The sequence below is a fragment of the Mycolicibacterium madagascariense genome (assembly GCF_010729665.1).
In the GTDB taxonomy this organism is placed as follows: domain Bacteria; phylum Actinomycetota; class Actinomycetes; order Mycobacteriales; family Mycobacteriaceae; genus Mycobacterium; species Mycobacterium madagascariense.
Window position 1 is genome coordinate 4,078,269 of record NZ_AP022610.1, and the last position, 21,105, is coordinate 4,099,373.

At 69.3% G+C, this 21,105-nt stretch carries 22 protein-coding genes; 11 read left to right on the forward strand and 11 right to left on the reverse strand.

Translation table 11 applies throughout. The annotated features are described in order from the left end of the window. The first annotated feature begins 58 nt into the window (after window positions 1-58). From G6N60_RS19205 to G6N60_RS19215, 3 genes are all read left to right on the forward strand, one after another. Complete coding sequence (locus G6N60_RS19205) at window positions 59-940, forward strand: NAD-dependent epimerase/dehydratase family protein (RefSeq protein WP_163740239.1); 882 nt, start codon at window positions 59-61, stop codon at window positions 938-940. Between the two features lie 207 nt (window positions 941-1,147). Continuing rightward, complete coding sequence (locus G6N60_RS19210; RefSeq protein ID WP_163740241.1) at window positions 1,148-1,546, forward strand: STAS domain-containing protein; 399 nt, start codon at window positions 1,148-1,150, stop codon at window positions 1,544-1,546. Window positions 1,547-1,586: 40 nt separating this feature from the next. Then, window positions 1,587-1,727: a hypothetical protein gene (locus G6N60_RS19215; protein WP_163740244.1), complete on the forward strand. Its 141-nt coding sequence runs from the start codon at window positions 1,587-1,589 to the stop codon at window positions 1,725-1,727. Between the two features lie 7 nt (window positions 1,728-1,734). Here the strand turns inward: G6N60_RS19215 and G6N60_RS19220 are convergent, their stop codons facing one another. Next, window positions 1,735-2,943 carry a low temperature requirement protein A gene (locus G6N60_RS19220; RefSeq protein ID WP_163744213.1) on the reverse strand — a complete coding sequence of 403 codons (1,209 nt, stop codon included), beginning with the start codon at window positions 2,941-2,943 and terminating at the stop codon, window positions 1,735-1,737. A 145-nt stretch (window positions 2,944-3,088) separates the two neighbouring features. Continuing rightward, window positions 3,089-5,944 (reverse strand): MMPL/RND family transporter, encoded by a 2,856-nt coding sequence (locus G6N60_RS19225; RefSeq protein WP_163740246.1) that lies wholly within the window; start codon window positions 5,942-5,944, stop codon window positions 3,089-3,091. Between the two features lie 212 nt (window positions 5,945-6,156). Between G6N60_RS19225 and G6N60_RS19230 the strand changes: the two genes are divergently transcribed. From G6N60_RS19230 to G6N60_RS19240, 3 genes are read left to right on the forward strand one after another with little or no spacing between them, the layout of a single operon-like run. Continuing rightward, complete coding sequence (locus tag G6N60_RS19230; protein WP_163740248.1) at window positions 6,157-6,720, forward strand: Rv1363c family protein; 564 nt, start codon at window positions 6,157-6,159, stop codon at window positions 6,718-6,720. After that, on the forward strand, window positions 6,717-7,376 hold the full coding sequence (locus tag G6N60_RS19235; RefSeq protein WP_163740251.1) for a hypothetical protein: 660 nt from the start codon (window positions 6,717-6,719) through the stop codon (window positions 7,374-7,376). Before G6N60_RS19230 ends, G6N60_RS19235 begins: the two co-directional genes overlap by 4 nt. Before the next feature lie 2 nt (window positions 7,377-7,378). Beyond that, a complete protein-coding gene (locus tag G6N60_RS19240; RefSeq protein WP_263992063.1) occupies window positions 7,379-8,098 on the forward strand; it encodes an IspD/TarI family cytidylyltransferase in 720 nt (239 codons plus the stop codon). Here the strand turns inward: G6N60_RS19240 and G6N60_RS19245 are convergent. From G6N60_RS19245 to G6N60_RS19275, 7 genes are all read right to left on the reverse strand, one after another. Beyond that, complete coding sequence (locus tag G6N60_RS19245) at window positions 8,031-8,771, reverse strand: IspD/TarI family cytidylyltransferase (protein WP_163740253.1); 741 nt, start codon at window positions 8,769-8,771, stop codon at window positions 8,031-8,033. The genes G6N60_RS19240 and G6N60_RS19245 overlap by 68 nt on opposite strands. Window positions 8,772-8,790: 19 nt before the next feature. Beyond that, window positions 8,791-9,792, reverse strand: coding sequence for a patatin-like phospholipase family protein (locus G6N60_RS19250; RefSeq protein WP_163740256.1), 1,002 nt, complete (start codon window positions 9,790-9,792; stop codon window positions 8,791-8,793). A gap of 22 nt (window positions 9,793-9,814) precedes the next feature. Beyond that, window positions 9,815-10,441 (reverse strand): twin-arginine translocation pathway signal, encoded by a 627-nt coding sequence (locus G6N60_RS19255; protein WP_163740258.1) that lies wholly within the window; start codon window positions 10,439-10,441, stop codon window positions 9,815-9,817. After that, window positions 10,438-11,451, reverse strand: a complete 1,014-nt coding sequence (locus G6N60_RS19260; RefSeq protein WP_163740260.1) for an Rv1363c family protein — start codon at window positions 11,449-11,451, stop codon at window positions 10,438-10,440. Before G6N60_RS19260 ends, G6N60_RS19255 begins: the two co-directional genes overlap by 4 nt. 96 nt (window positions 11,452-11,547) lie before the next feature. Continuing rightward, entirely contained in the window at window positions 11,548-13,002 is a 1,455-nt protein-coding gene (locus tag G6N60_RS19265; RefSeq protein ID WP_163740262.1) for a FadD3 family acyl-CoA ligase, read from the reverse strand. Next, window positions 12,999-14,189: an amidohydrolase family protein gene (locus G6N60_RS19270; protein ID WP_163740265.1), complete on the reverse strand. Its 1,191-nt coding sequence runs from the start codon at window positions 14,187-14,189 to the stop codon at window positions 12,999-13,001. Before G6N60_RS19270 ends, G6N60_RS19265 begins: the two co-directional genes overlap by 4 nt. Window positions 14,190-14,235: 46 nt before the next feature. Next, window positions 14,236-15,789, reverse strand: coding sequence for an AMP-binding protein (locus G6N60_RS19275; protein WP_163740267.1), 1,554 nt, complete (start codon window positions 15,787-15,789; stop codon window positions 14,236-14,238). 117 nt (window positions 15,790-15,906) lie between these two features. Here G6N60_RS19275 and G6N60_RS19280 point away from each other — a divergent pair, with 117 nt between their 5' ends. Both G6N60_RS19280 and G6N60_RS19285 read left to right on the forward strand, forming a co-directional pair. Further along, on the forward strand, window positions 15,907-16,632 hold the full coding sequence (locus G6N60_RS19280) for an enoyl-CoA hydratase/isomerase family protein (RefSeq protein WP_163740269.1): 726 nt from the start codon (window positions 15,907-15,909) through the stop codon (window positions 16,630-16,632). A gap of 186 nt (window positions 16,633-16,818) precedes the next feature. After that, window positions 16,819-17,274 carry an Rv2576c family protein gene (locus G6N60_RS19285; protein WP_163740270.1) on the forward strand — a complete coding sequence of 152 codons (456 nt, stop codon included), beginning with the start codon at window positions 16,819-16,821 and terminating at the stop codon, window positions 17,272-17,274. Between the two features lie 17 nt (window positions 17,275-17,291). On the opposite strand, the gene G6N60_RS19290 is transcribed toward G6N60_RS19285, so the two are convergent. Beyond that, complete coding sequence (locus G6N60_RS19290) at window positions 17,292-17,915, reverse strand: TetR/AcrR family transcriptional regulator (protein WP_163740273.1); 624 nt, start codon at window positions 17,913-17,915, stop codon at window positions 17,292-17,294. Between the two features lie 181 nt (window positions 17,916-18,096). On the opposite strand from G6N60_RS19290, the gene G6N60_RS19295 reads away from it, so the two are divergent. Continuing rightward, complete coding sequence (locus tag G6N60_RS19295; RefSeq protein ID WP_163740275.1) at window positions 18,097-19,377, forward strand: cytochrome P450; 1,281 nt, start codon at window positions 18,097-18,099, stop codon at window positions 19,375-19,377. 100 nt (window positions 19,378-19,477) lie between these two features. Continuing rightward, complete coding sequence (locus G6N60_RS19300) at window positions 19,478-19,969, forward strand: hypothetical protein (RefSeq protein WP_246240857.1); 492 nt, start codon at window positions 19,478-19,480, stop codon at window positions 19,967-19,969. 12 nt (window positions 19,970-19,981) lie between these two features. Here G6N60_RS19300 and G6N60_RS19305 read toward each other — a convergent pair whose 3' ends face one another. Continuing rightward, window positions 19,982-20,404 carry a hypothetical protein gene (locus tag G6N60_RS19305; protein WP_276028488.1) on the reverse strand — a complete coding sequence of 141 codons (423 nt, stop codon included), beginning with the start codon at window positions 20,402-20,404 and terminating at the stop codon, window positions 19,982-19,984. A 160-nt stretch (window positions 20,405-20,564) separates the two neighbouring features. Here G6N60_RS19305 and G6N60_RS19310 point away from each other — a divergent pair, with 160 nt between their 5' ends. Continuing rightward, entirely contained in the window at window positions 20,565-21,086 is a 522-nt protein-coding gene (locus G6N60_RS19310) for an Rv2253/PknI dimerization domain-containing protein (protein ID WP_163740279.1), read from the forward strand. The last annotated feature ends 19 nt before the right edge of the window (window positions 21,087-21,105 follow it).

A 21,105-nucleotide genomic window follows, 5' to 3' on the forward strand; every position in this document is an offset into this window, starting at 1 on the left:
TGAGTCCCGTCACTGTGTACGGTGATGGGACAACTATCCCATCACCGAGGAGCGCCCCATGCACGTCTTCCTGACCGGCGGAACCGGCACCATCGGCGGGCCCGTGCTCGCCGAGCTGATCGCGGCCGGGCACACCGTCTTGGCCCTGGCCCGCTCCGACGAGTCCGCCAGGGCCGTGACGGCCGCGGGCGCCGAGGCCCTGCGCGGCAGCCTCGCCGACCTCGACGTCCTGCGTGCCGGCGCCGCACGGGCCGACGGCGTGATCAGCCTGGCGTTCGGACGGGACTACGGCAGCGCCGACGCGCTCGCCCGCGGAGTCGCCGAGGAGGCCGCCGCCCTCGCCGCACTCGGGGAGGAGCTCGTCGGCAGCGACCGGCCGTTCGTCACGGTGTCCGGCACCCCCTGGGTACCCGGGCGCCCCTCCACCGAGGCCGATCCGCTTCCCACCGACGGACCGGTGGGCGGCCGGGGACGCGCGGTGAACGCCGTGCTGGCGCTCGCGTCGCGGGGCGTCCGCAGCACCGCGGTCCGGATGCCGCGCACGGTGCACGACGAGGGTCGGGGCGGCTTCGCCGGTCTGCTCACCGAGACCGCGCGCCGCACCGGGGTGGCCGGCTATCCGGGCGACGGCACCCAGCGGTGGCCCGCCGTCCACGCGCGCGACGCCGCGGTCCTGTTTCGACTCGCCCTGGAATCGGCGCCACCGGGGACGAGCTGGCACGCCGTGGACGACGAGGGAGACGCCGTCCACGACATCGCCGCCGTCATCGGCCGCCGGCTCGGCCTGCCCGTGCGGACGGTGCCCGAGGACGTCTTCGGCCCCTTCGGATCGATCTTCGCGATGGACCAGCCGTCGTCCAGCGCCCACACCCGGGCCACCCTCGGCTGGACGCTTACCCATCCCCGGCTGCTCGCAGACCTGGAGCACCTTCAGCCCTGACGACTTGCGTTGACGGACAGGTCAATTCGGCTCGGCTGCGGTCACGTCGAGCGCGCACCGGGTTAAGGCACTGTGGGAGAACGCCCGTCGTCGTGGAGCGACGCGGCGGAGCCGGGGTGGGGCCCGCGGGAAGGCGTACGGTTGAGTCATCGATCCCCGGTTTCCGGTGCCGCACCGCTTCCGAACGCCACCCGAAGGGCCAGCTTCATGACCGATTCCACGACCGTCCCCGAATCCCCGGTCACCGACCCCGCCAACGACTCCCGCTCCGGCTTCGGCGTCCACGCCAAGACGTCGCGCGACGTCGTGGTGGTGTCCGCCACCGGCGACGTCGACGCCCTGACGGCACCGCGGTTGCAGGACGCCATCACCGAGGCGCTGGGCGTCGCGTCCACCGCACTCGTCGTCGACCTCACCGAGGTGGAGTTCCTGTCCTCGGCGGGGATGTCGGTGCTCATGGCGGGGTACCGGCAGGCCGACCCGGAGTTGGCGTTCTGCGTCGTCGCCGACGGACCGTTCACCGACCGGCCGATGCGGATGATCGGCCTCGACCGGGAACTGCGGCTCTACCCGACCCTGTCGTCGGCCCTGGAAGACCTTCGCTAGGGCGGGGTTTCACGTTTCGGACGTCGGGTAGGTGAGAGACATGACCACACCGGAACCGGCCCCCCACGACGCCGAAGAGGACAACGTCTCCGACGCTGCGGTGCCGCCCGCCGCCCCCGCCTACTCGACGCCGCCGCCGAGCGTCATCCCCGACGCCGAGACCGACGCGGGCGAGCAGTAGCGCCGGTTCAGTCCTCGGCGGCCGCCGTCATCGCCGCACTGGCGTGGCGGTAGCCGAGCACCTCGAAGCCGACGACGCTGACGACCGGCGCCACGGTGACCATCAGCAGGCAGACCGACACGGGCACGCCCGCCGCGGCCGACACCACCGCCGCCGCGAGCACCGCCGCGGTCAGCACGATCAGTAGCAGGTGGAACGCGTCGAACCGGCGCAGCATCATCGTGTACAGCACGAAGACCATGGCGACGAAGGCGCCGACGGGCACGGCGACCGAGAACACGGTGCCGATCGCCCCCAGCTCGGAGTGGTCCTGCACGTAGTAGGCGGCGGTGTGCAGGCCGGCGCCCGTCGCGACGATCGCGCCGAACACCGCGATGTGCAGGTACCCGAACGCGAAGGACCGCTCGCGGTGCGCGTGCAGCAGCGCGCCAGCGGGCACGGCGAAGTACAGCCACCACATCCCGAACGTCAGCCCGGTTCCCGCGACGGCCAGGAAGATCGCGTCGCCCGTCCAGCCGTGCTCGGTGACCACCGCCCCCAGTGACGCGACGGTGCCGACCACGCCCTCGCCGAGCGCGATGATGGCCAGCAGACCGTAGCGCTCGGCGATGTGGTGGGGGTGCCACGGCGTTCCGCCGTTGCGCGACTCCGCGATCCGCGGACCGAGCAGTTCGAGCGCACCCAGGATCACCCAGCACAGCAGCGTCACCGGAACCGACGTCGGCAGGAAGATCGTGCCGATCCACCCGACCTGCGCCAGCGAGACGAGTCCCGCGTAGGTGAGGCAGGCCGAGCGCCGCGGCCGGTCCTGACCGGCGGCCCGTAACCACTGGCCCACCAAGGCAATTCGCATCACGACGTAGCCGGCCACCAGGATGGCGTTGTCGACGTGGACGCCGTGTTCGATCGAGGCGAAGAACGGTGCCACGCCGAGCGCCAGGATCAGCACGCCGACCATCTGCACCATGGTCATCAGGCGGTAGACCCAGTCGTCGGTGTCGTAGGCCGAGGCGAACCAGGTGAAGTTGATCCAGGCGAGACAGACGGCGAAGGTCGCGAACGCGAACGCCGTCAGGCCCGCACCGACGTGCCCGTCGGCCAGCATCTCGGCCAGTTGCTCGGCGGCAACGCCGAAGGCGATCACGAACGTCAGGTCGAACAACAGCTCCAGCGGTGTGGCGACCCGATGGACCTCGTGGGGATCGCGGCCCGCCATCCGTTGAAACCGGTGGGCGGGGACGACGATCCGCGGCGGGGGCTCGACATCGGTCACGCGCTGGACTCCCTTCGACGGCACCGGACCGTAGGAGGATAAGCGGTGTCGGCGTCGCCTTCGGCGACCATCGCGGGTCTAATGCCGGCTAAGGACCGACGACGACGGGTTCGGTGCCCGCGGCCGTACCCGGCAATCGACTGGCCGCGCGCGAGCGCACGATCGTCGGCCACCAGAACCACTTGCCCATCAGCGCCGCGATGGCCGGTGTCATGAACGTGCGCACGATCAGGGTGTCGAACAGCAGGCCCAGCGCGATCGTGGTGCCCACCTGACCCATGACGATCAGGTCGCTCGTCGCGAACGTCGCCATCGTGGCCGCGAACACCAGACCCGCCGACGTGACCACCGAACCGGTGCCCGCCATCGAGCGGATGATGCCCGTCTTCAACCCGCCGTGTAGTTCCTCCTTGAACCGGGACACCAGCAGGAGGTTGTAGTCCGAGCCGACCGCCAGCAGCAGGATGATCGACATCGCCAACACCATCCAGTGCAGATCCAGGCCAATGATGTGCTGCCACAACAGCACCGACAACCCGAACGACGCCCCGAGCGACAGCAGCACGGTGCCCACGATCACCGCGGCGGCCACCACGGCCCTGGTGATGATCAGCATGATGATGAAGATCAGTGTGACAGCCGAGATTCCGGCGATCAGCAGGTCGTAGTACGACCCGTCGCGCATGTCCTTGTAGGTGGCCGCGGTGCCGGCCAGGTAGATGGAGGAGCCCTCCAACGGCGTGCCCTTGATGGCCTCCTTCGCGGCCTGCTTGATGGCGTCGATGTGCGAGATGCCCTCGGCGCTGGCCGGATCGCCCTCGTGGCTGATGATGAAGCGCACCGAGTGGCCGTCGGGGGAGATGAAGTTCTTCATGCCGCGCTTGAAGTCGGCGTTCTGGAAGATCTCCGGCGGCAGGTAGAACGTGTCGTCGTTCATGGCGGTGTCGAACGCGTCGCCCATCGCCGACGAGTTCTGCGACATCGCCGTCTGCTGGTCGAGCTGACCCTTCTGCACCTGGTAGGTCGTCAGGAGCATCATCCGGACGTCCTTGAGCTGCTGCACCTGGGGTCGCAGCGTATCGGCCAGCTGCGGCGTGAGCGCGGCGAGCTTGCCCGTGTCGTCGACCAGTCCGCCGATCTGATCGCTCAGCAGATCGACGCCGTCGAGCGCGTCGAAGACGGCCCGCCCCGTCTGGCACAGCGGAATGTCGTAGCAGTGCGGTTCCCAGTACAGGTAGGCGCGCAGCGGGCGGAACGGGTCCTCGAAGTCCGCCAGGGAGTTGCGCACGTCGTAGACCGTCTGCGCCAGCTCGTGGATCTTGACGGACATGTCCGAGACGTTGGCCGACAGCTCCTCGATCAGCGACAGCATGTGCGTCAGCGTGTTGATCATGGTCTGCATGTCGTCGGCCTGCTTGAGCAGGTTGGCGAACGAATCCTGTTGGTACTTCTGGTTCATCTGCGACGAGGTGCCCTGCATGCTGAGCATGAACGGGATCGTCGAGTGCTTGATGGGCTTGCCGTCGGGGCGCGTGATCGTCTGCACCCGGGAGATCCCCGGGGTGTGGAAGATGGCCTTCGCGATCTTGTCGATGACCAGGAAGTCGGCGGACGTCCGTAGGTCGTGATCGCTCTCGATCATCAACAGCTCGGGGTTCATCCTGGCGGCGTTGAAGTGCTTGTCCGCCACCTGATAACCGACGTTGGCGGGCATGTCGGCGGGCAGGTACTTCCGGTCGTTGTAGTTGGGATGGTAGCTCGGGAGCGCGAGCAGACCCACCAGCGCCAGCGCGATCGTGGCGACCAGGATGGGAGCCGGCCAGCGCACGATCAGCGTGCCCAACCGGCGCCAGCCGCGCGACCGGATGGCGCGCTTGGGCTCGAACAGCCCGATGCGGCTGCCGAGCACGACCACCGACGGGCCGAGGGTGAGGGCCGCGATCACGGCGACCAGCGTGCCGACCGCGCAGGGCACGCCCAGCGTCTGGAAGTACGGCAGCCGCGTGAAGCTCAGGCACAGCATCGCGCCCGCGATGGTCAGACCGGAGCCGAGCACGACGTGCGCGGTGCCGTGGAACATGGAGTAGTAGGACTGCTCCTTGTCCTCCCCCGCGCCGCGGGCCTCCTGGAAGCGGCCGATGAGGAAGATGGCGTAGTCGGTGCCCGCCGCGATCACCAGCAGCGTGAGCAGGCTGGTCGCGAAGGTCGAGAGCCCGATGACCTCGTGGTAGCCGAGGAAGGCGACGATCCCGCGGGCCGCGCCGAGCTCGGAGAACACCATCAGCAGGATCATGATCATGGTGACCACCGACCGGTAGACCAGGATCAGCATCACCGCGATCACCACCAGCGTGATGATGGTGACGATGAGGATGCTCTTGTCCCCGGCGTCGTGCTGGTCGGCCACCAGCGGCGCGCCACCGGTCACGTAGGCCTTGACCCCAGGGGGCGCCGGGGTGCCGTCGACGATCTTGCGGACGGCTTCGGCCGACTCGTTGGCCAGCGTCTCGCCCATGTTCCCGTGCAGGTAGACCTGGACGTAGGCGGACCTGCCGTCGTTGCTCTGCGCGCCGGCGGCCGTCAGCGGGTCACCCCAGAAGTCCTGGATGTGCTCGACGTGGGCCGTATCGGCCTCGAGCTTCTTGACGATCTGGTCGTAGTAGCGGTGCGCGTCGGCCCCGAGCGGCCGGTCCCCCTCGAGGATGATCATCGCGTTGCTGTCGGAGGTGAACTCGTCGAAGGTCCGGCCGATCTTCTCCATCGACATCATCGACGGGGCGTCCTTGGCGTTCATCGACACCGTGTGCTGCTGCCCGACCACTTCGAGCGACGGCACCAGCACGTTCGTCAGGACCGTGAGCGCCAGCCAGCCCAGGACGATCGGCAGGGCGAGGGTCCGGATGAGACGCGCGATCCCCGAATGCCCCTGGTGCGGGCTCGTCATTCGCCTCCCCAGCCTCTCTCGACGTCGCCGATGCGATCGGCACGCGAGACGCACGACAGACCCGTACTCGCCCAATCTGTGTGCCAATATATCTAGGCCGTCAAACTGTCTGCTGTCAATCGGTGCGGCCGACGTCACCCGGGTGACCCGTCGCACGTTGCCGACGAACCCCGCACGTACCGTGGACCGGGCACTGCCGTGGAGGAGCACCGATGTCCGTAGACGAGTCCGAACCCGCCAACCAGGCGCCGGAGCGGGACCCGGCCGACGGTCCGCCCGACGCACCCCGGCACGCGTCCCCGGTCCGCCCGGCGATCGTCGCCGGCCTGATCGTGGTCGTCGCGCTGGCCGCCCTCACCGGCTGGGTCGGCTACCGGGCCTACCAGGCGCGCCAGCAGGCCGACCAGCGGGCGATGTTCCTTCAGGTCGGGCGTCAGGGCGCACTCGACCTGACCGTGTACGACTACGACCACGTCGACGCCCAGGTGCAACGCACCCTCGACCTGGCGACCGGCACGTTCTACGACGACTTCCAGCGCCGCGCACCCGCGTTCGCGGAGTTGGTCAAACAGATCAAGTCCACGTCGACGGGCACGGTGGTCGACGCGGGCATCGAGAGCCAGACACCCGGTGCGGCCAAGATGCTGGTGGCCGTGGTGGTCACGTCGCAGGTCAACGGTCAGCCCAACGCCGACCCGAAGCTCTTCCGCATGCGGTTGTCGCTGCAGGGCGTCGACGGCGGCGCCAAGATCTCCGGAGTGGAGTTCGTCTCGTGACGCACGCCAAGGAGCCGGACGGGCCCGACGAACCCACCGCACCCGAGGACGTGGCGCCCGCCCCGGAGGACGTGGCGCCCGCCCCGGAGGAGGCCGCCGCTGAACCCGAGGCCGCCGAACCGGACGCCGCCGCTGAAGCGGAGGTCGCCGAACCGGCGCCCGCGCGCCGTCGCGTCGACTGGGGCAGGGTCCTCGCCTACGGCGTCCTGCCCGCCGTCGCGCTCGTCCTCGCCGCGGTGGCCGGGGTGGCCCGTTACGTCGACACCACGGCGCGCGACGACGCGCGCGCCGGCGCCGCCGCCATGGCGACGGCCGAGTCGACGGCGGTCACGATGCTGTCCTACTCCCCCACCGACGTCGACGCGAAGCTCAACGCCGCGGCGGCGCTGCTGACCGGAGACTTCCGCGGCCAGTACCTCGGCACCATCCACAACACCGTGATCCCCGGCGCCCAACAGCAGCAGATCTCCGCGGTCACCAAGGTGCCCGCGGCGGCCGTGGTGTCCGCGACCGCACACCGGGCCGTCGTGATGCTCTACCTGGATCAGACCGTCACCGTCGGCGACGACGCCCCCAGCAAGACGCTGTCCAGTGCCAGGGCCACCCTGACCGACGTCGATGGCAGGTGGCTCATCTCCGAGTTCCTGGTGACCTAGCCGTGTCCGAGACCTCGACCCGCCTCGCCGTGGGCGTCGTACTGGCCGCGGGCATGGGCACCCGGGTGGGCGCCGACGGCAACAAGGCGTACCTCCCGCTGGCCGGGCGCAGCATGGTGTCCTGGGCCGTCGAGGCGGTCGCGCGCTGCGCCCAAGTCGACCGCATCGTCCTGGTATTCCGGTGCGGGGAACGCGAACTCGCCGAGCGCACCCTCGCGGCCGAACTCCCCGGCGTCACCGTCGAATTCGTCGAGGGCGGGCAGACCCGCCACGGTTCGGAGGAGAACGTGCTCGACCACCTGGCGCCCGACATCGAGGCCGGCGACGTCGACGTGGTGTTGATCCACGACGCCGCGCGGCCGCTCGCCGGGCCCGACATGATGGACACCGCGCTGACGACGGCGCGGGCCCACGGTGGCGCCATCCCCGTGCTGGCGATGACCGACGTCGTGAAAGTGGATGCGGCAGACGACATTTCGGCCGTCGACGGGACGCTCGCGAGAGTTCAGACGCCACAGGCCTTTCGGGCCCGGGCCCTCCTGGATGCCTACCGACTGGCGGCGGACGCGAACTTCGACGGCACCGACACCTCGGCCTGCGTCCAGGGTTTCACCGCCACCGAGGTGCGGGTCTTTCCCGGCGCCCCGACGAACGTCAAGGTGACGTTCGGTCCCGACGTCCGGGTGGCCGAGCTACTGCTGGCGGCCCGCCACTCGCGATGACGGCCGCGAGCAGGTCGGTGTCGCGCGGCAGTTCCACCCGGGCGGCGTCCGGATCGCCCGCCACGGTGCCGATGTCGAGACCGGCCCGCAGCGCCGCACCGAATTCGTCGACGTCGGCCACGGCCGCGACCGTGGCCGGGGACGGGGCCGCGACGAGGTCCCACAGCGCCGACGCGGCGAAGCCACGGGGAAACTGCACGGTGCGCAGGATGGTGCGGTCCACGGTGCCGAGCACCGAACCGCCGGCGTCGACGGTCTTGACCGTGTCCGTCACCGCGAGGATCGGCACCACGACGTCGTGCCCACGGGCCAGGGCGTCGGCCACCCGGCCCGCCACGGCGACCGGCGACAGCGGGTGCAGACAGTCACAGACCAGCACGGGATCACGCGAATCTCGTTGCACGCCAAGATGTCTCAGTCCGGCGGCGAGGACGTCGCGCCGTGACGCCGCGAGGTCGGCCGTGATGACCGGTACGGCGTCGAGGCCGGCCGCGCGCAGGGTGTCGGCGGCGTCGACGTGCGGTGCGGTGCTCACCACGACGACCCGACCCGGCGCGCTCGCCTCCGCCATCGACCGCACGACGCGCACCAGCGGCGACTCCCCTGCCACCGGGGTGAGGGCGGCCGCAGGATCCAGCGTCTCCGGCAGCGGCACGATCACCCACGGTGGCATCGGGAAACGGTAACTCCACTCAGCGGAAGCGACGCAGGTAGGCCGCCCAGTCCCACCCGGCGAGGAACCGCTCGGCCGCGGCGTGCCCCTCGGCGTAGAGCGCCAGGACGTCGTTCCGGCGCAGGTCGAAGTCGAGGAACCCCACCTTCGTCGAGTCCACGCGAATGGTGCGGGCCTGCACCCAGGGCTGATTGAGGTAGGCCTGGTCGCGGCCCACCAGCGCGGTGGTGATGACGTCCTCGAGCAGATGCGGCGCGCCCAGCAGCCGAAGCGGGGCCAGTGCGGGGATGAGCCGGTCGTTGCCGTCGGGCAGGTTCGGAAGCAGCGTGACGCCGAAGGTCGGCCAGCGCGGTGGTTTGCCGTCGGTCCTGTCGAGCGAGTCGATCGGGAAGTTGGACAGCAGTCCGCCGTCGACGAGGGTCGAGGTCCGCCCCGACGCGCTCGTCAGCGACACCGGCCGGAAGAAGAACGGGATCGACATCGACGCGCGCACGGCGTCGGCGACCGACTGCTCGTCGGGGTCGAGACCGTAGACCCTGCGATAGTCCCAGGGCAGGCGGATCAGTTGCCCGGTGGTGAGGTCGGACACCGTGACCACCAGCCGGTAACGCTGCTCGGGCGGTAGCTCGGGATCGTCGATGGCGAGGTCGCCGAAGGTGTGCACCCCCAGTTCGGCGAGTCGGTCCCTGACCCAGTCGCGGGCGTAGTCGCCGCGGTAGATCCCGGTACCGCGCAGCAACGCGACCGAAGGGCCGACCACCGGTATGCGCTCGCCCGGACCCGCGTCGAGAAACTTGCGGTAATTCAGTTGCAGCGCAAGGTCTTCGACCTGCTCGCCGGTGATCGTGCCGGACTGTGCGGCCGCCGCCACGACGGCTCCGACGATGGACCCCGCCGACGTTCCCGAGACGCGTTGCGGCACGTAGCCCGCGTCGAGCAGCGCCACGACGGCGCCCACCAGACCGACGCCCTTGACGCCGCCGCCGGACAGGACGAGATCCGCGCGTTCGACTCCAGTCACGCCCTCGACGGTACGGGCCCGGCTACACGGGGTCGAAGGCCGAGATCAGCCACGCGTCGCCGACCTTGGTCAGACCCACCTTCACGCTGCTCGCGGTGAAGGAGCCGTTCGGGTTCTCCTTGCTCGTCGTGGTCTGGTTGAGGAAGACGAGCACCGTGGCCGACGTGGGGTGCACCTCGGAGGCCGCGGACTGCACGATCGTCGCCGACGTCTTCACCGCCTTCTGCTGCACCGCCGGCGTGACGATGTCGTGGGTGAATTGGCTGTAGTAGTCCAGGAATCCGCCGGTGAGATGGGCCTTGGCGGCCGCAAAGTCCTTGTCCATGGTGTCCGGCGCGTACGACAGCAGCGCCACGGCACCGTCGTCGGCCGCCTTGACCGTCTGCGCCGCGACCGCGGCGTCCGTCTGCTGGTCGGGCCTGAACTGGTAGAAGTACAGCCACGACGCCAGTCCCGCGGACGCGAGCAGCAGCACGCCCAGCACCGCCGCCGTCACGAGCCGCCACCGGTTCGCGGCGGGCTCGGTCTCCGCTGGCTGGGTCTCCGCTTCGGTCGGGTCGGTCTCTGCTGGCTCGGCCTCTGCCTCGGCGTCGGTCGGTTCAGCCTCGGCGTCGGTCGGCTCGGTGTCGGTCCCGCGGTCGTCGGTCATGGCACGAACTCCACCTTCGCCAACTTGATCTGACCGCCGTCGCGGGCCATGTCCACCCGCAGCCGCCACGACCGCGGCTCCTGCTGCTTGCTGGCGGCGTTGCTCACCTGCGTGGTCACCGCGACGAGCACGGTGGCGGTGTCCTTCGACATCGACTGCACGGCCGTGGCGGTGACGGTTGCCTCGGTGACGACCTGGGAGGCCTGCGCCACCTTGGTGAACTCGTCGGCCTGTCCGGCGAAGTCCTTCTTGAACTCGCCGGTGGTGTTGTCGAGGATGCGCTTGACGTCGTCCTGGGCACTGTGGAAGTTCAGCGACATCAGCGTGACGACGCCTTGGCGGGCCGCGGCCGCGAACTCCGCCGACCGCTGTTGCTCGGCAACGACGCGATGGTGCTGCACGATCATGTACGCGCTCGCCCCGACGAACCCGAGCACCAGCACGACCGCCAGGATCGCCGCCACCAGCCCAAGCCTCGAGCGGCGACGGCGGGGCGCGGCGACTTCGCCGGCCGGGGTTGCCGGCTCCTCCAGGGCAACGTCGGTGCCGGTTGCGGCGGTGTCGGGTGCGGCGGTCGCGGGCGCGGGCGCGGGCGTCTCGGGTGCTGTGACCTCGGGCGCGGCGGTCTCGGTTGCGGCGGTCTCGGGCGCCGCCGTCTCGGTTGCGGCGGTCTCGGTTGCGGGCGCTGCGACCTCGGGCTCGGCGGTCTCCGTCGCGGCGGTGTCTTGCCTCGGGGCCTCGACGCTCGCCGCAGCGGCCGCGGCCTGCGTCGCCCTCGCCGCCTCGGCGGCCTGCCTGCGCAGGCGCAACGCCCTGGCGCGGGCGCGCGCGGCGGCGGCCTCGGCTTCCGCGGCGGCGGCTTCGGCGTCCGCCTCGTCGGCCAGCGCCATGGCGTCGTCGGCACGCGTGGGCGGCACGTCGTCCGGGTCGGTCACGTTCGCGTCGCCGTCGATTTCCGGGGTGCGCGCCTCGCCATCGAGCGTGGACGAGACGCGCTCGTGTTGCGGCACGCGACCTCCCTGTCACTTACGATTGCAGTGGATGAGAATGATGCTTTCATTTTTGGCAATCGTCCTTCACGGTACTCCACCGGACGGCGCGGACCCCTAGCGCAGACGGTCCTTGACGACTTTGCCGGTGGCGTTGGTGGGCAACTCGTCGAGGAACTGTACCGACCGCGGCACCTTGAAGCCCGCCATTCGCCGCCTACTCCAGGAGATGATGTCGTCGGCACTCGGGCCGTCCGCCCCGGACCGCAGGACGACGAACGCCTTGCCCACCTGCCCCAATCGCGCATCGGGCGTTCCGACGACCGCCGCCTGGGCGATCTGCGGGTGTTCGCTCAGGACGCCCTCCACCTCGGCGGGGTAGACGTTGAACCCGCCGACGATGTACATGTCCTTCTTCCTGCCGACGATGCGCAACCGCCCCGACTCGGTGAACGCACCGAGGTCACCGGTGTGCAGCCAGCCCTCGGCGTCGATGGCCTCCGCGGTCGCGGCCGGGTCGTCGAGGTAGCCGAGCATGACGCCGTAGCCCCGCACCAGGACTTCGCCGTCGTCGGCGATCCGCACGTCGACGTCCGCGCACGGCAGACCCGCGGTCGTCGCGACGTCGGCGAAGGAGTCACCGGGCCGCGACAGCGTGACGTTGCCCGCCTCGGTGAGGCCGTAGCCGGTCATCAGCGTCTGGAAGGGCAGCTCGTCGTGGATGCGCTTCACCAGTTCGACCGGAATGTCCGCGGCACCGGTGACGCCCGCGCGCAGCGTCGCCAACATGGTCTTGTCGGGGACGGCGAGCAGCGAGTGGTAGACCGTGGGCGGCCCGGGGAGCATCGTGATGCGTTCGGCCGCAATCAGATTCACCACCGCGTCGACGTCGAAGACCGCCACCGGCAGCATGGTGGCACCGCGCAGGAACGACGCCACCAGCCCGGCCTTCAACCCGAACGTGTGGAAGTAGGGGTTGATCATGAGGTAGCGGTCGCCCTCGCGGAGGTCGGCGAGCGTCGCCCACTCCTCGTACATGCGCAGCGTCTGACCGTGAGACATCATGGCGCCCTTGGGCTTTCCGGTCGTGCCCGAGGTGTAGATCACGTCGGACACGTCGTCGGCGCGCAGCCACTGCGACGGGTCCCGCGCGAACGGCACGCCGCTGGTCAGGACGTCCGACTTCAGGTCGATCGTCGGGACCGCGGCGTCGAAGTCACGCTCCAGGAAGCCCCGTTGCACCAGCACCACCCGAGCGCCGCTGCGCGACACCACGTCGGCGGCCTCCTCGGCCGTGAACCGCGTGTTCACCGGCACCAGGATGGCGCCGGCCGTCATCGCCCCGAACGCGGCGATGATCCACTCCGCGGAATTGGGCGCCCACACCGCCACGCGATCGCCCTTCACGATGCCCCATTCGGCGAAAGCGCCTGCGGCACAGCGGATTCGATGCGTCAGCTCCGTGAACGTCAAGCGCAGCGGGCCGTCGACGACGGCTTCGGAGTCGCCGAAGCGGTCCGCTGCGCTCAACACCATCTCGGGGATGGTCTGCCAGGTGTGGCTCCCGGTCACACCGTGACGAGGCGACTCAGGTTGCCGCCCATGATCTTCGCCTGATCCTCGACCGCGAGGTGCTCGAGTGCGGTCACGTAGTGCGTCGGCTCGGCGAGGCCCTCGGGGTGCGGCCAGTCCGACCCATAGAGCACCTGGTCGACGCCGATCAGGTTGATCAGGTCGTCGATGCCCTCCTCGTAGAACGGGCTGACGTAGATGCGGTTCTTGATCTCCTCCATCGGGTTGCCGAGGAACGCCTCCGGAGCCTTCTTCCACACCTCGGCCATGGAGTCCAGCAGCGGGAACATCCACTTCGAGCCGGCCTCGACGATGCCGACCTTGAGGGTGGGGAAACGGAACAGCGCGCCGTGAATCACCCAGGACGCCACCGCATCCTGGATCGGACGCCACTCGTTCAGGATGCTCATGGCGTTCGTCTGGAACGGCAGCATCTCCTGGGCGCCACCATCCCACTCGGAGGTGTAGCGGGAGTAGCCGCTGTCACTGGAGTGCATGCCGACGAAGACGTCGTACTCGACGCACTTCTGCCAGAACGGGTCGAACTCGGGCAGCGCGAACGACCTCGGCCCGCGGAAGCCGGGCACCGGGGCCGGGCGGATGAGGATGGCCCTGGCGCCGCGCTTGACCGCCCAGTCCAACTCCTCGATGGCCTTCTCGACGATCGGCAGCGTGATGACGGGCGTCGTGAAGATGCGGTTCTTGTAGTTGAAGCCCCACACCTCGTCCAGCCACTCGTTCAGCGCGTGCACGATGACGTGGATGGCGACCGGGTCGTCGGCGAGCCGCTCCTCGATGAGGCTGGCCAGCGTCGGGAACATGAGCGAACGGTCCAGGCCCAGCTCGTTCATCTTCTCCAGCCGCGGCCCGGGTTCGAAGAACGCCGGGATGGCCCGCATGGGCTCACCGAACAGCTCGCGCTTGCTCTTGCCGTCGGGGTTGCCGAACTTGAAGTACTCCTCCCAGGCACCCGGCTGCGCCACCACCGAGAACGTGGGGTTGGGGATGTAGTTGCTGATCTGACCCTTCAGCGCGATCTTGGTGCGCCCGTTCACCTCGACGTACTGGACGACGTCCTTGTATTCCTTGGGCAGGAACTTGGTCATCGCCTCGGGCGGCTCGTACAGGTGGTTGTCGGCGTCGAACAGCGGGAACGGTACATCGACACGGTGTGATAGTTGACCCATGGGAAGACTCCTTTTCCTATTGCGAGAATCATATTCTCATAACTGGTCACATGGCAACGGTGGGTCGTGCTTCGGCCAGGCCCTGCCGCACGCGAAACTTCTGGACCTTCCCGCTCGCCGTGCGCGGAAAGTCGTCGGCCTCGTGCAACTCCTCCGGCCATTTCTGGCGCGCCACGCCGGCGCGGTCGAAGTGCGCCCGCACCTCGTCCAGGGTCGGCATCGTCAGCCCCGGCCTGATCCGCAGGACCGCCGCGGTCCGCTCGCCGAGGCGCTCGTCGGGCGCTGCCACCACGACGGCCTCGGCCACCTGCGGCATGGCGAGCAGCACCTCCTCCACCTCCACCGCGGAGACGTTCTCGCCGCCGCGGATGATGACGTCGGCCTTGCGGTCGGTGATGGTCAGGTAGCCGTCGGCGTCGAGCACGCCGACGTCGCCGGTGTGGTACCAGCCGTCGGCGTCGAAGGCCTTGGCCGTCAGCGCGGCGTCGGTGTAGCCGAGGCAGAGGTCGGGACCGCGGCTGAGGATCTCGCCGTCCTCGGCGAGCCTGACCTCCACCCCCGGACGGGCATTGCCGTCGGTGTAGAGCCGCTTGTCCTCCGGCGCGTCGCGGCCGGACCCGGTGATCGACGGGTGCTCGGTGCTGCCGTAGGACCGAAAGACGAAGACGCCGAGGTCGGCAAGACGCCTGGTCACCGCGACGGGCACGGTCGACCCACCGAGGCCGACGGTCTTGATGTGGCGCCGGTGCTCGGCGGTGCAGTCGGGATGGTCCAGCAGGCTGGTGACGAAGTAGGGCGGACCTCCGCCGATGGTGATCCCGTCGGACTTCATCAGCGCCAGCACCGCGGCCGGGTCGAAGACGTCGGCGAGGTCGATCGGCGCGCCCTCGACGACCGGGATGAGGAACGCGCCGACCATGCCGATGAAGTGCCCGACCGGCGTCGCCGTCAGCTGCCTGCCGCGGTCGGGCGGATAGTTCGCCAGCAGTTGGCGGGTCTCGAAGCCCAGCGTCTGATGACTGTGCACGACGCCCTTGGGGTCGCGCGTCGTTCCCGACGTGAACGCGATGAGCGCGGGTGCGCCCGGATCGGTGGCGAGCGTGCCGGCCATGGGTTCGTCGGCGAGCAGGTCGTCGAAGCTGGCCTCACCCACCAGCGCCACGATCGGCACGTCGCGCACCAGGTCCGGCTGGAACGCCATCCGGCCGAACTCCCTGGCCGTGACGAAGACCTTGGGCTTCGCGGTGGCGAGGATGTGCCCGACCTCCTTGCGACCGTAGAAGTGCACGATCGGCACCACCACCGCGCCGAGGAAGGCCGTCGCCCAGAAGGCGGCCGCCGCCTCCATCCAGTTCGGCAACTGCAGCGCGACGACGTCCCCCGGTCCGACGCCGCGCCGGCTCAGGCCCGCTGCCAGCCGCCGAGCGACGTCCTCGACGTCGCGGAACGCGCCGACCCACGGCCGGTGCGCGGAGTGCACCTGGAACCCGGTGTCGGGGTGCGCCTCGAGTCCGCGCGCGAGCATCGCGCCGAGGGTCTCCGAGGTCCACCACCCCTGCTCCACGTAGTGTCTGGCCAGCTCTACCGGGATGACACGCATGGGGTCGGCACCCACCTCCGTCGCTGTTCGGGACGGTCGCCCGACCCTGCGGTGATGTTATTCTCCCGAGCCGAGAATGCCAATATCGTCAGCAGAGAACGTCAGGAGAAGACAGGCATGGTCGACCTCGAGATCGACGACGGATTGGCCGTCATGACGATCGATCGGCCCCACGCCCGCAACGCCATCTCCCTCGACACGATGGATCAGCTCGACGACGCGCTGACCCGCGCCGCCGGTGCGCGCGCCCTGGTGCTCAAGGGTGCCGGCGACAAGGCCTTCGTCTCCGGCGGCGACCTCAAGGAACTGAGCGCCCTGCGCACCACGGCCGACGCGGCGGCCATGGCACGGCGGATGCGGGGCGTCTGCGATCGCATCGCCGCGTTCCCCGGCCCGACGCTGGCCGCCCTCAACGGTCACGCGATCGGCGGCGGCGCGGAATTCGCCGTGGCCGCCGACATCAGGATCGCGGCCGACGACGTCAAGATCGGCTTCAGTCAGGTCACGCTGGCCATCATGCCGGCCTGGGGTGGCGCCGAGCGCCTCGCCGAGCTGGTCGGCAGGGGCAGGGCGCTGTTGCTCGCGGGCACGGGCCGCATCCTGGGCGCCGAGGAGGCGCAGCGCCTCGGCCTGATCGACGTCGTGGCGTCACGCGCCAGCTTCGAGGACGAGTGGCGGGCGCTGGGCCGCGCGCTCGCCGCGCCGCCGGTCGTCGACATCAAGCGCGTGATCGCCGGGGTGCCCGCCGAGGAGGCCATCGGCGCGTTCGCCGACCTGTGGGTGTCCGACGAGCACTGGGCCGCCGCCGAACGCGTCATGAACCGTCCGCGCGGCGCCGGCTAGCGAGGCCCCGCCGTCACGGCTCTCGGGACGGCATCGCGAACGGAGCCGTCATCATGTGTTGACGCCGTCATCAAAGGCTGACGGCGTCTGAGCCGCACTCACTTCCAGACCGGCCTCGCCCTCACCGCGACCAGATTTGTCCGCCGTTCTCGACCACCCCGGATAACTACGTTCTAAAATATGGAAATGATCTTTCCAGCACGTCGGACCACCTATCGCCGGCTGGTGGCGATCGGCCCGGCGGTGCTGGCCGCCGGCCTGCTCGCCAGCGCCGGGGTGGCGACCGCCGACGACGACCCAGCGCCGGGACCGCCGTTGCACGCGGTCAAGTACACGGTGTTCTCGGAGACGCCCTTCCGCAACGCCGAGATCTACTACCGCGCCGTCGACCCGCCGAACTTCGCGGACTACAGCCACAATCCGTACGTGTTCAGCCCCAACGTCGAGGCCGACGTCGGACCCACCCAGATGTGGACGATGGACGTGATGCTGGCCGACCCGACGAACTGGGCCATGGTGACGGCGACGAGCCTGGACTCCCCCAAGCGGCCGAACTTCCACTGCGTGCTCGCCGTCGACGGCACCGTGGTGGCGACCAATCAGGGGCCGAAGGGCGCGCTCTGCTCGATCCGGAACTGGTGAGCGCGATGACGGGCGGGTCAGGCCGTCGACGTCGCGCTCGCCGGGGTGTCCACGCGCACGCGTTCGCCCTCCAGCCGACGCAGCCACTCCTCGCAGAACGCCAGCATCTCGGCGTGGCCGTTCGACATGCCCAGCGCCCGCTCGAGCACCAGCACCTGGGAGACACTCGTGGCGAACAGCGCCCACACCACCGGCGGAACGTCGGTCTGCTCGTACCCGTAGCGCTTGAGGGCGGCCGCCATCGCCTCGACCTGCTGTTCGCGAAAACGCTCGGCGTAGATGGCGATCTCGGTGCGCAGGGCCTTGCGATGATTCGCCAGACCCATGAACTCCATCGTGAGCTGAGTGGCGTCGGGGTCGGTGCCGAACTCCCACAGCGCCCACAGCGGTTGGTCGGACTGCAGCGCCGTGGCCAGCGCGTCGAGACCCTGGGTCGCCCTGCGGCGGAACACCTCGATGAACATCTCGTCCATGGCGCGGAAGTAGTAGTGCACCAGTTGCGGTTTGAGTCCGGCGCGTTCGGCCACCCGCCGCGACGTCACCGCCGCGTAGCCGTCCTCCAGCATCAGCGCCTCGGCGGCATCGAGCAGCACGCCGCGGTTCTTGGCGTCCGGCCCTCCGATCCTGCGGTCCGATGGCATGCCCGCACATCCTTCACTGAGTCCGTCGATTTCGCTGTGCCGATGGTAGACGCCGCGCGGCCAGGCAACCTTGACCGCGACCCTACGCGATGCTAAGCATGTGCTCAGCACTTTCAGCCCCCAAGGTTTGCGCCGTTGCGCCACGTGGCGCCTCGCGGCTTCGGAAGGAACTCACCCACAGATGACCGCTGACTTCGACACCGTCGACTACTTCACGGATCAGACCCTGGTTCCCGATCCCCATCCGTACTTCGACCACCTGCGCAGCAAGTGTCCGGTGGTCCGCGAGCCGAACTACGGCGTGCTCGCGATCACCGGTTACGACGAGGCGAACACCGTGCTCAAGGACACCGACACGTTCTCGTCGTGCATCGCGGTCGCCGGTCCCTTCCCACCCCTGCCGTTCACGCCCGAGGGCGACGACATCACCGCCCAGATCAACGAACACCGTTCTCTCATGCCGATGTTCGAGCACATGGTCACCATGGATCCGCCCGATCACACCAACGCCCGGTCGCTGCTGAACCGTCTCCTCACGCCCAGCCGGCTGAAGGAGAACGAGGAGTTCATGTGGCGGCTGGCCGACGACTGCCTCGACGACTTCGTCGCCCAGGGCAAGTGCGAATTCCTGTCCGCGTACGCAAAGCCGTTCTCGCTGTTGGTGATTGCCAACCTCCTCGGCGTCCCCAGCGAGGACTACGACGAGTTCCGCGCCGTACTCGGCTCGCCGCGCCCGGGGGCTCAGGTGGGTTCCCTCGACGGCGAACTCGTCGGGCTCAACCCCCTCGAGTGGCTCGACGACAAGTTCGTCGGCTACCTCGAGGACCGCCGGGCGACGCCGCGCGACGACGTGCTCACCGCACTGGCCACGGCCAAGTACCCGGACGGTTCCACGCCGCCGGTGCTCGAGGTCGCGCGGTCGGCGACCTTCCTGTTCGCCGCGGGCCAGGAGACCACCACGAAGCTGCTGTCGGCGTCGATCAAGGTGCTCGGCGACCGCCCCGACATCCAGGACGCCCTGCGCCGAGACCGCAGCCGCATCCCGGTCTTCGTCGAGGAGTCGCTGCGGATGGACGCCCCCGTCAAGAGCCAATTCCGGTTGTCCAAGAAGAACACTCACCTCGGCGACATCGACGTGCCCGCCGGCACGACGCTGATGGTGTGCCCGGGCGCGGTCAATCGCGACCCGGAGCGGTTCGAGAACCCGCACGAGTTCAGCCTGGACCGCAAGAACGTGCGCGAGCACATCGCCTTCGGCCGCGGCGTGCACTCCTGCCCGGGTGGACCGCTGGCCCGCGTCGAGGGCCGGGTGTCGATGGAACGCATCCTCGACCGAATGGCCGACATCACCATCGACGAGGACAAGCACGGCCCGGCCGGCGATCGCAGCTATAACTACGAGCCCACCTTCATCCTGCGCGGACTGACCGAGATCAACATCAGGTTCACCCCGGCCGGCTAGCCCTCCGGAGCGCGTAAACCCGCGTGGCAAAACGCCTTACGACGCGACGGTGACCGCTAGGCTTGGCTCGGAACCGCGTCGGCGAGGACGGGAGATGGCGATGGCCACAGCAACGAGAGCGGCTGCCGTCGCTGCGGCGGCGATGGCAGCCGCGACGCTGTACGCGCCGGTCGCCGACGCCGCGGTCGGCATGAAGATCGGCAATTACGTCGTCGACAACGACCGGTGGAACGACCATTCGTGGGTCTGGTCGATCACGCACTCGTGCAACGACGGAGCGGCCGACTGCGGCACGTACTTCGACGACCCCGTGTTGGCACCGCACACCGACAACCTGAACGTGATGGCGATTCCGCGGCCGCCGAAGAGTCAACAGTGGCAGGCCACGGCGTTCTTCGCCGACGGTAGGTACACGGTCACCGTCGACGTGCCGGACGGTGTCCGCTGCATCGGCTACAACCTGCCGTCTCACGACGTCTACAGCTGGGATGCCGCCACCCTCGCCGGCACGATCGTCTCGACCTACGATGCGGGCTGCTACAACGGACCCGGCGGCACCAGCAACTACACCTTTGCGCTGCAACGCATGTGACGTCGGCTGGGCTTAGATGTCCCCGCGCGTCCAGGTACTGGCGCCCTCGCGGGCGTCGCACGACAGGAACAGCCCGTCGGGTGCCTGCGCCATCTCGCCGTCGCGTCCGGAGCAATTGCTCCCTTCGAGCTTGACGCCGCGCAGTTCGGTGGTGCGGAACCACCTGGCCGCCAGCCGGCGCGGTGAGCCGCAGAACACCAGCCGCCCCCAGTCGGTCACACCGAAGACGTAGTAGGTGGTGTTGTCGCACGGCGCGCCGAGCACGACCCCCGGCTGAATGCCCGGCACGCACGCCGGCTCATTGCACGACGTCGGATCGTCGGCGGGGGCGGGGTCGGCGGGATCGGCGGTCGCCGGGGGCGGCGCCAGCAGCCCGGCGACGACGAGAGCCGCGGCGGCAACGACGGTTCGCACGATAGCCACTGTGCCATACATGAGAGTCGAATTCTCGCCTTCGATCAAGTCGTGACAGGCACTTTCGGCTCTTCGGGGCGCGTGCGAAAGCCGCGATCACGAGCTGCGCGGGGTGTTATTCTCAGTGCCAAGAATGCCATTGCGATCCGCGCGTGCGCACGGGGCGGCGAAGGGTAGGACAGTGAGCGCATCGGGGTGGACGCGGGGTGCCGCACTTCTGGCATCGGTGACGGCGGCGCTCGCGACCGCACCACACGCGGGCGCCGACGATGACTATGCCAAGTACGCCATGAACGGGACGTACTCGGTGGTGTCCAACGGCGAGTGGGCCAGGATGAACGACCGCTACCAGGACGAGCCGTCGGTCCGCAGCACCTGGACCGTCACCTCGACCTGCAGCACCGCCCTCACCTGCGCGGGCAAGGTGACCAGCTCCCTCGGCTGGACCGAGGACATCTATACCACGATGGGCAACATGTGGTTCGTCAAACACTATGTGCCCGACTGGATTCCGTGCCCCGACGGGAGCACCGCCCCCGGGTTGCAGGTCTACAAGTTCTACCGCGCCAACGACGAAGGCATGACCTACGTCGACGATCCCAACTGGGCGGGCGAGGACGAGACCACCGGGGTGAGCGGCAACTGTGGCAGGAACCGGTCGCTGGTGCTCAACCTGCCGGTCAAGATGACCAAGATCGGCTAGTCGGCTCGGCCGTCCGGCG

Bases quoted from the DNA above. Each gene is read 5' to 3' on its own strand.
- G6N60_RS19305 (WP_276028488.1), bottom strand. From the start codon at position 20,404: ATGTATGGCACAGTGGCTATCGTGCGAACCGTCGTTGCCGCCGCGGCT.
- G6N60_RS19280 (WP_163740269.1), top strand. From the start codon at position 15,907: ATGGTCGACCTCGAGATCGACGACGGATTGGCCGTCATGACGATCGAT.
- G6N60_RS19295 (WP_163740275.1), top strand. From the start codon at position 18,097: ATGACCGCTGACTTCGACACCGTCGACTACTTCACGGATCAGACCCTG.
- G6N60_RS19300 (WP_246240857.1), top strand. From the start codon at position 19,478: ATGGCCACAGCAACGAGAGCGGCTGCCGTCGCTGCGGCGGCGATGGCA.
- G6N60_RS19205 (WP_163740239.1), top strand. From the start codon at position 59: ATGCACGTCTTCCTGACCGGCGGAACCGGCACCATCGGCGGGCCCGTG.
- G6N60_RS19270 (WP_163740265.1), bottom strand. From the start codon at position 14,189: ATGGGTCAACTATCACACCGTGTCGATGTACCGTTCCCGCTGTTCGAC.
- G6N60_RS19210 (WP_163740241.1), top strand. From the start codon at position 1,148: ATGACCGATTCCACGACCGTCCCCGAATCCCCGGTCACCGACCCCGCC.
- G6N60_RS19215 (WP_163740244.1), top strand. From the start codon at position 1,587: ATGACCACACCGGAACCGGCCCCCCACGACGCCGAAGAGGACAACGTC.
- G6N60_RS19275 (WP_163740267.1), bottom strand. From the start codon at position 15,789: ATGCGTGTCATCCCGGTAGAGCTGGCCAGACACTACGTGGAGCAGGGG.
- G6N60_RS19225 (WP_163740246.1), bottom strand. From the start codon at position 5,944: ATGACGAGCCCGCACCAGGGGCATTCGGGGATCGCGCGTCTCATCCGG.
- G6N60_RS19230 (WP_163740248.1), top strand. From the start codon at position 6,157: ATGTCCGTAGACGAGTCCGAACCCGCCAACCAGGCGCCGGAGCGGGAC.
- G6N60_RS19245 (WP_163740253.1), bottom strand. From the start codon at position 8,771: ATGCCACCGTGGGTGATCGTGCCGCTGCCGGAGACGCTGGATCCTGCG.
- G6N60_RS19220 (WP_163744213.1), bottom strand. From the start codon at position 2,943: ATGGCGGGCCGCGATCCCCACGAGGTCCATCGGGTCGCCACACCGCTG.
- G6N60_RS19290 (WP_163740273.1), bottom strand. From the start codon at position 17,915: ATGCCATCGGACCGCAGGATCGGAGGGCCGGACGCCAAGAACCGCGGC.
- G6N60_RS19255 (WP_163740258.1), bottom strand. From the start codon at position 10,441: ATGACCGACGACCGCGGGACCGACACCGAGCCGACCGACGCCGAGGCT.
- G6N60_RS19285 (WP_163740270.1), top strand. From the start codon at position 16,819: ATGATCTTTCCAGCACGTCGGACCACCTATCGCCGGCTGGTGGCGATC.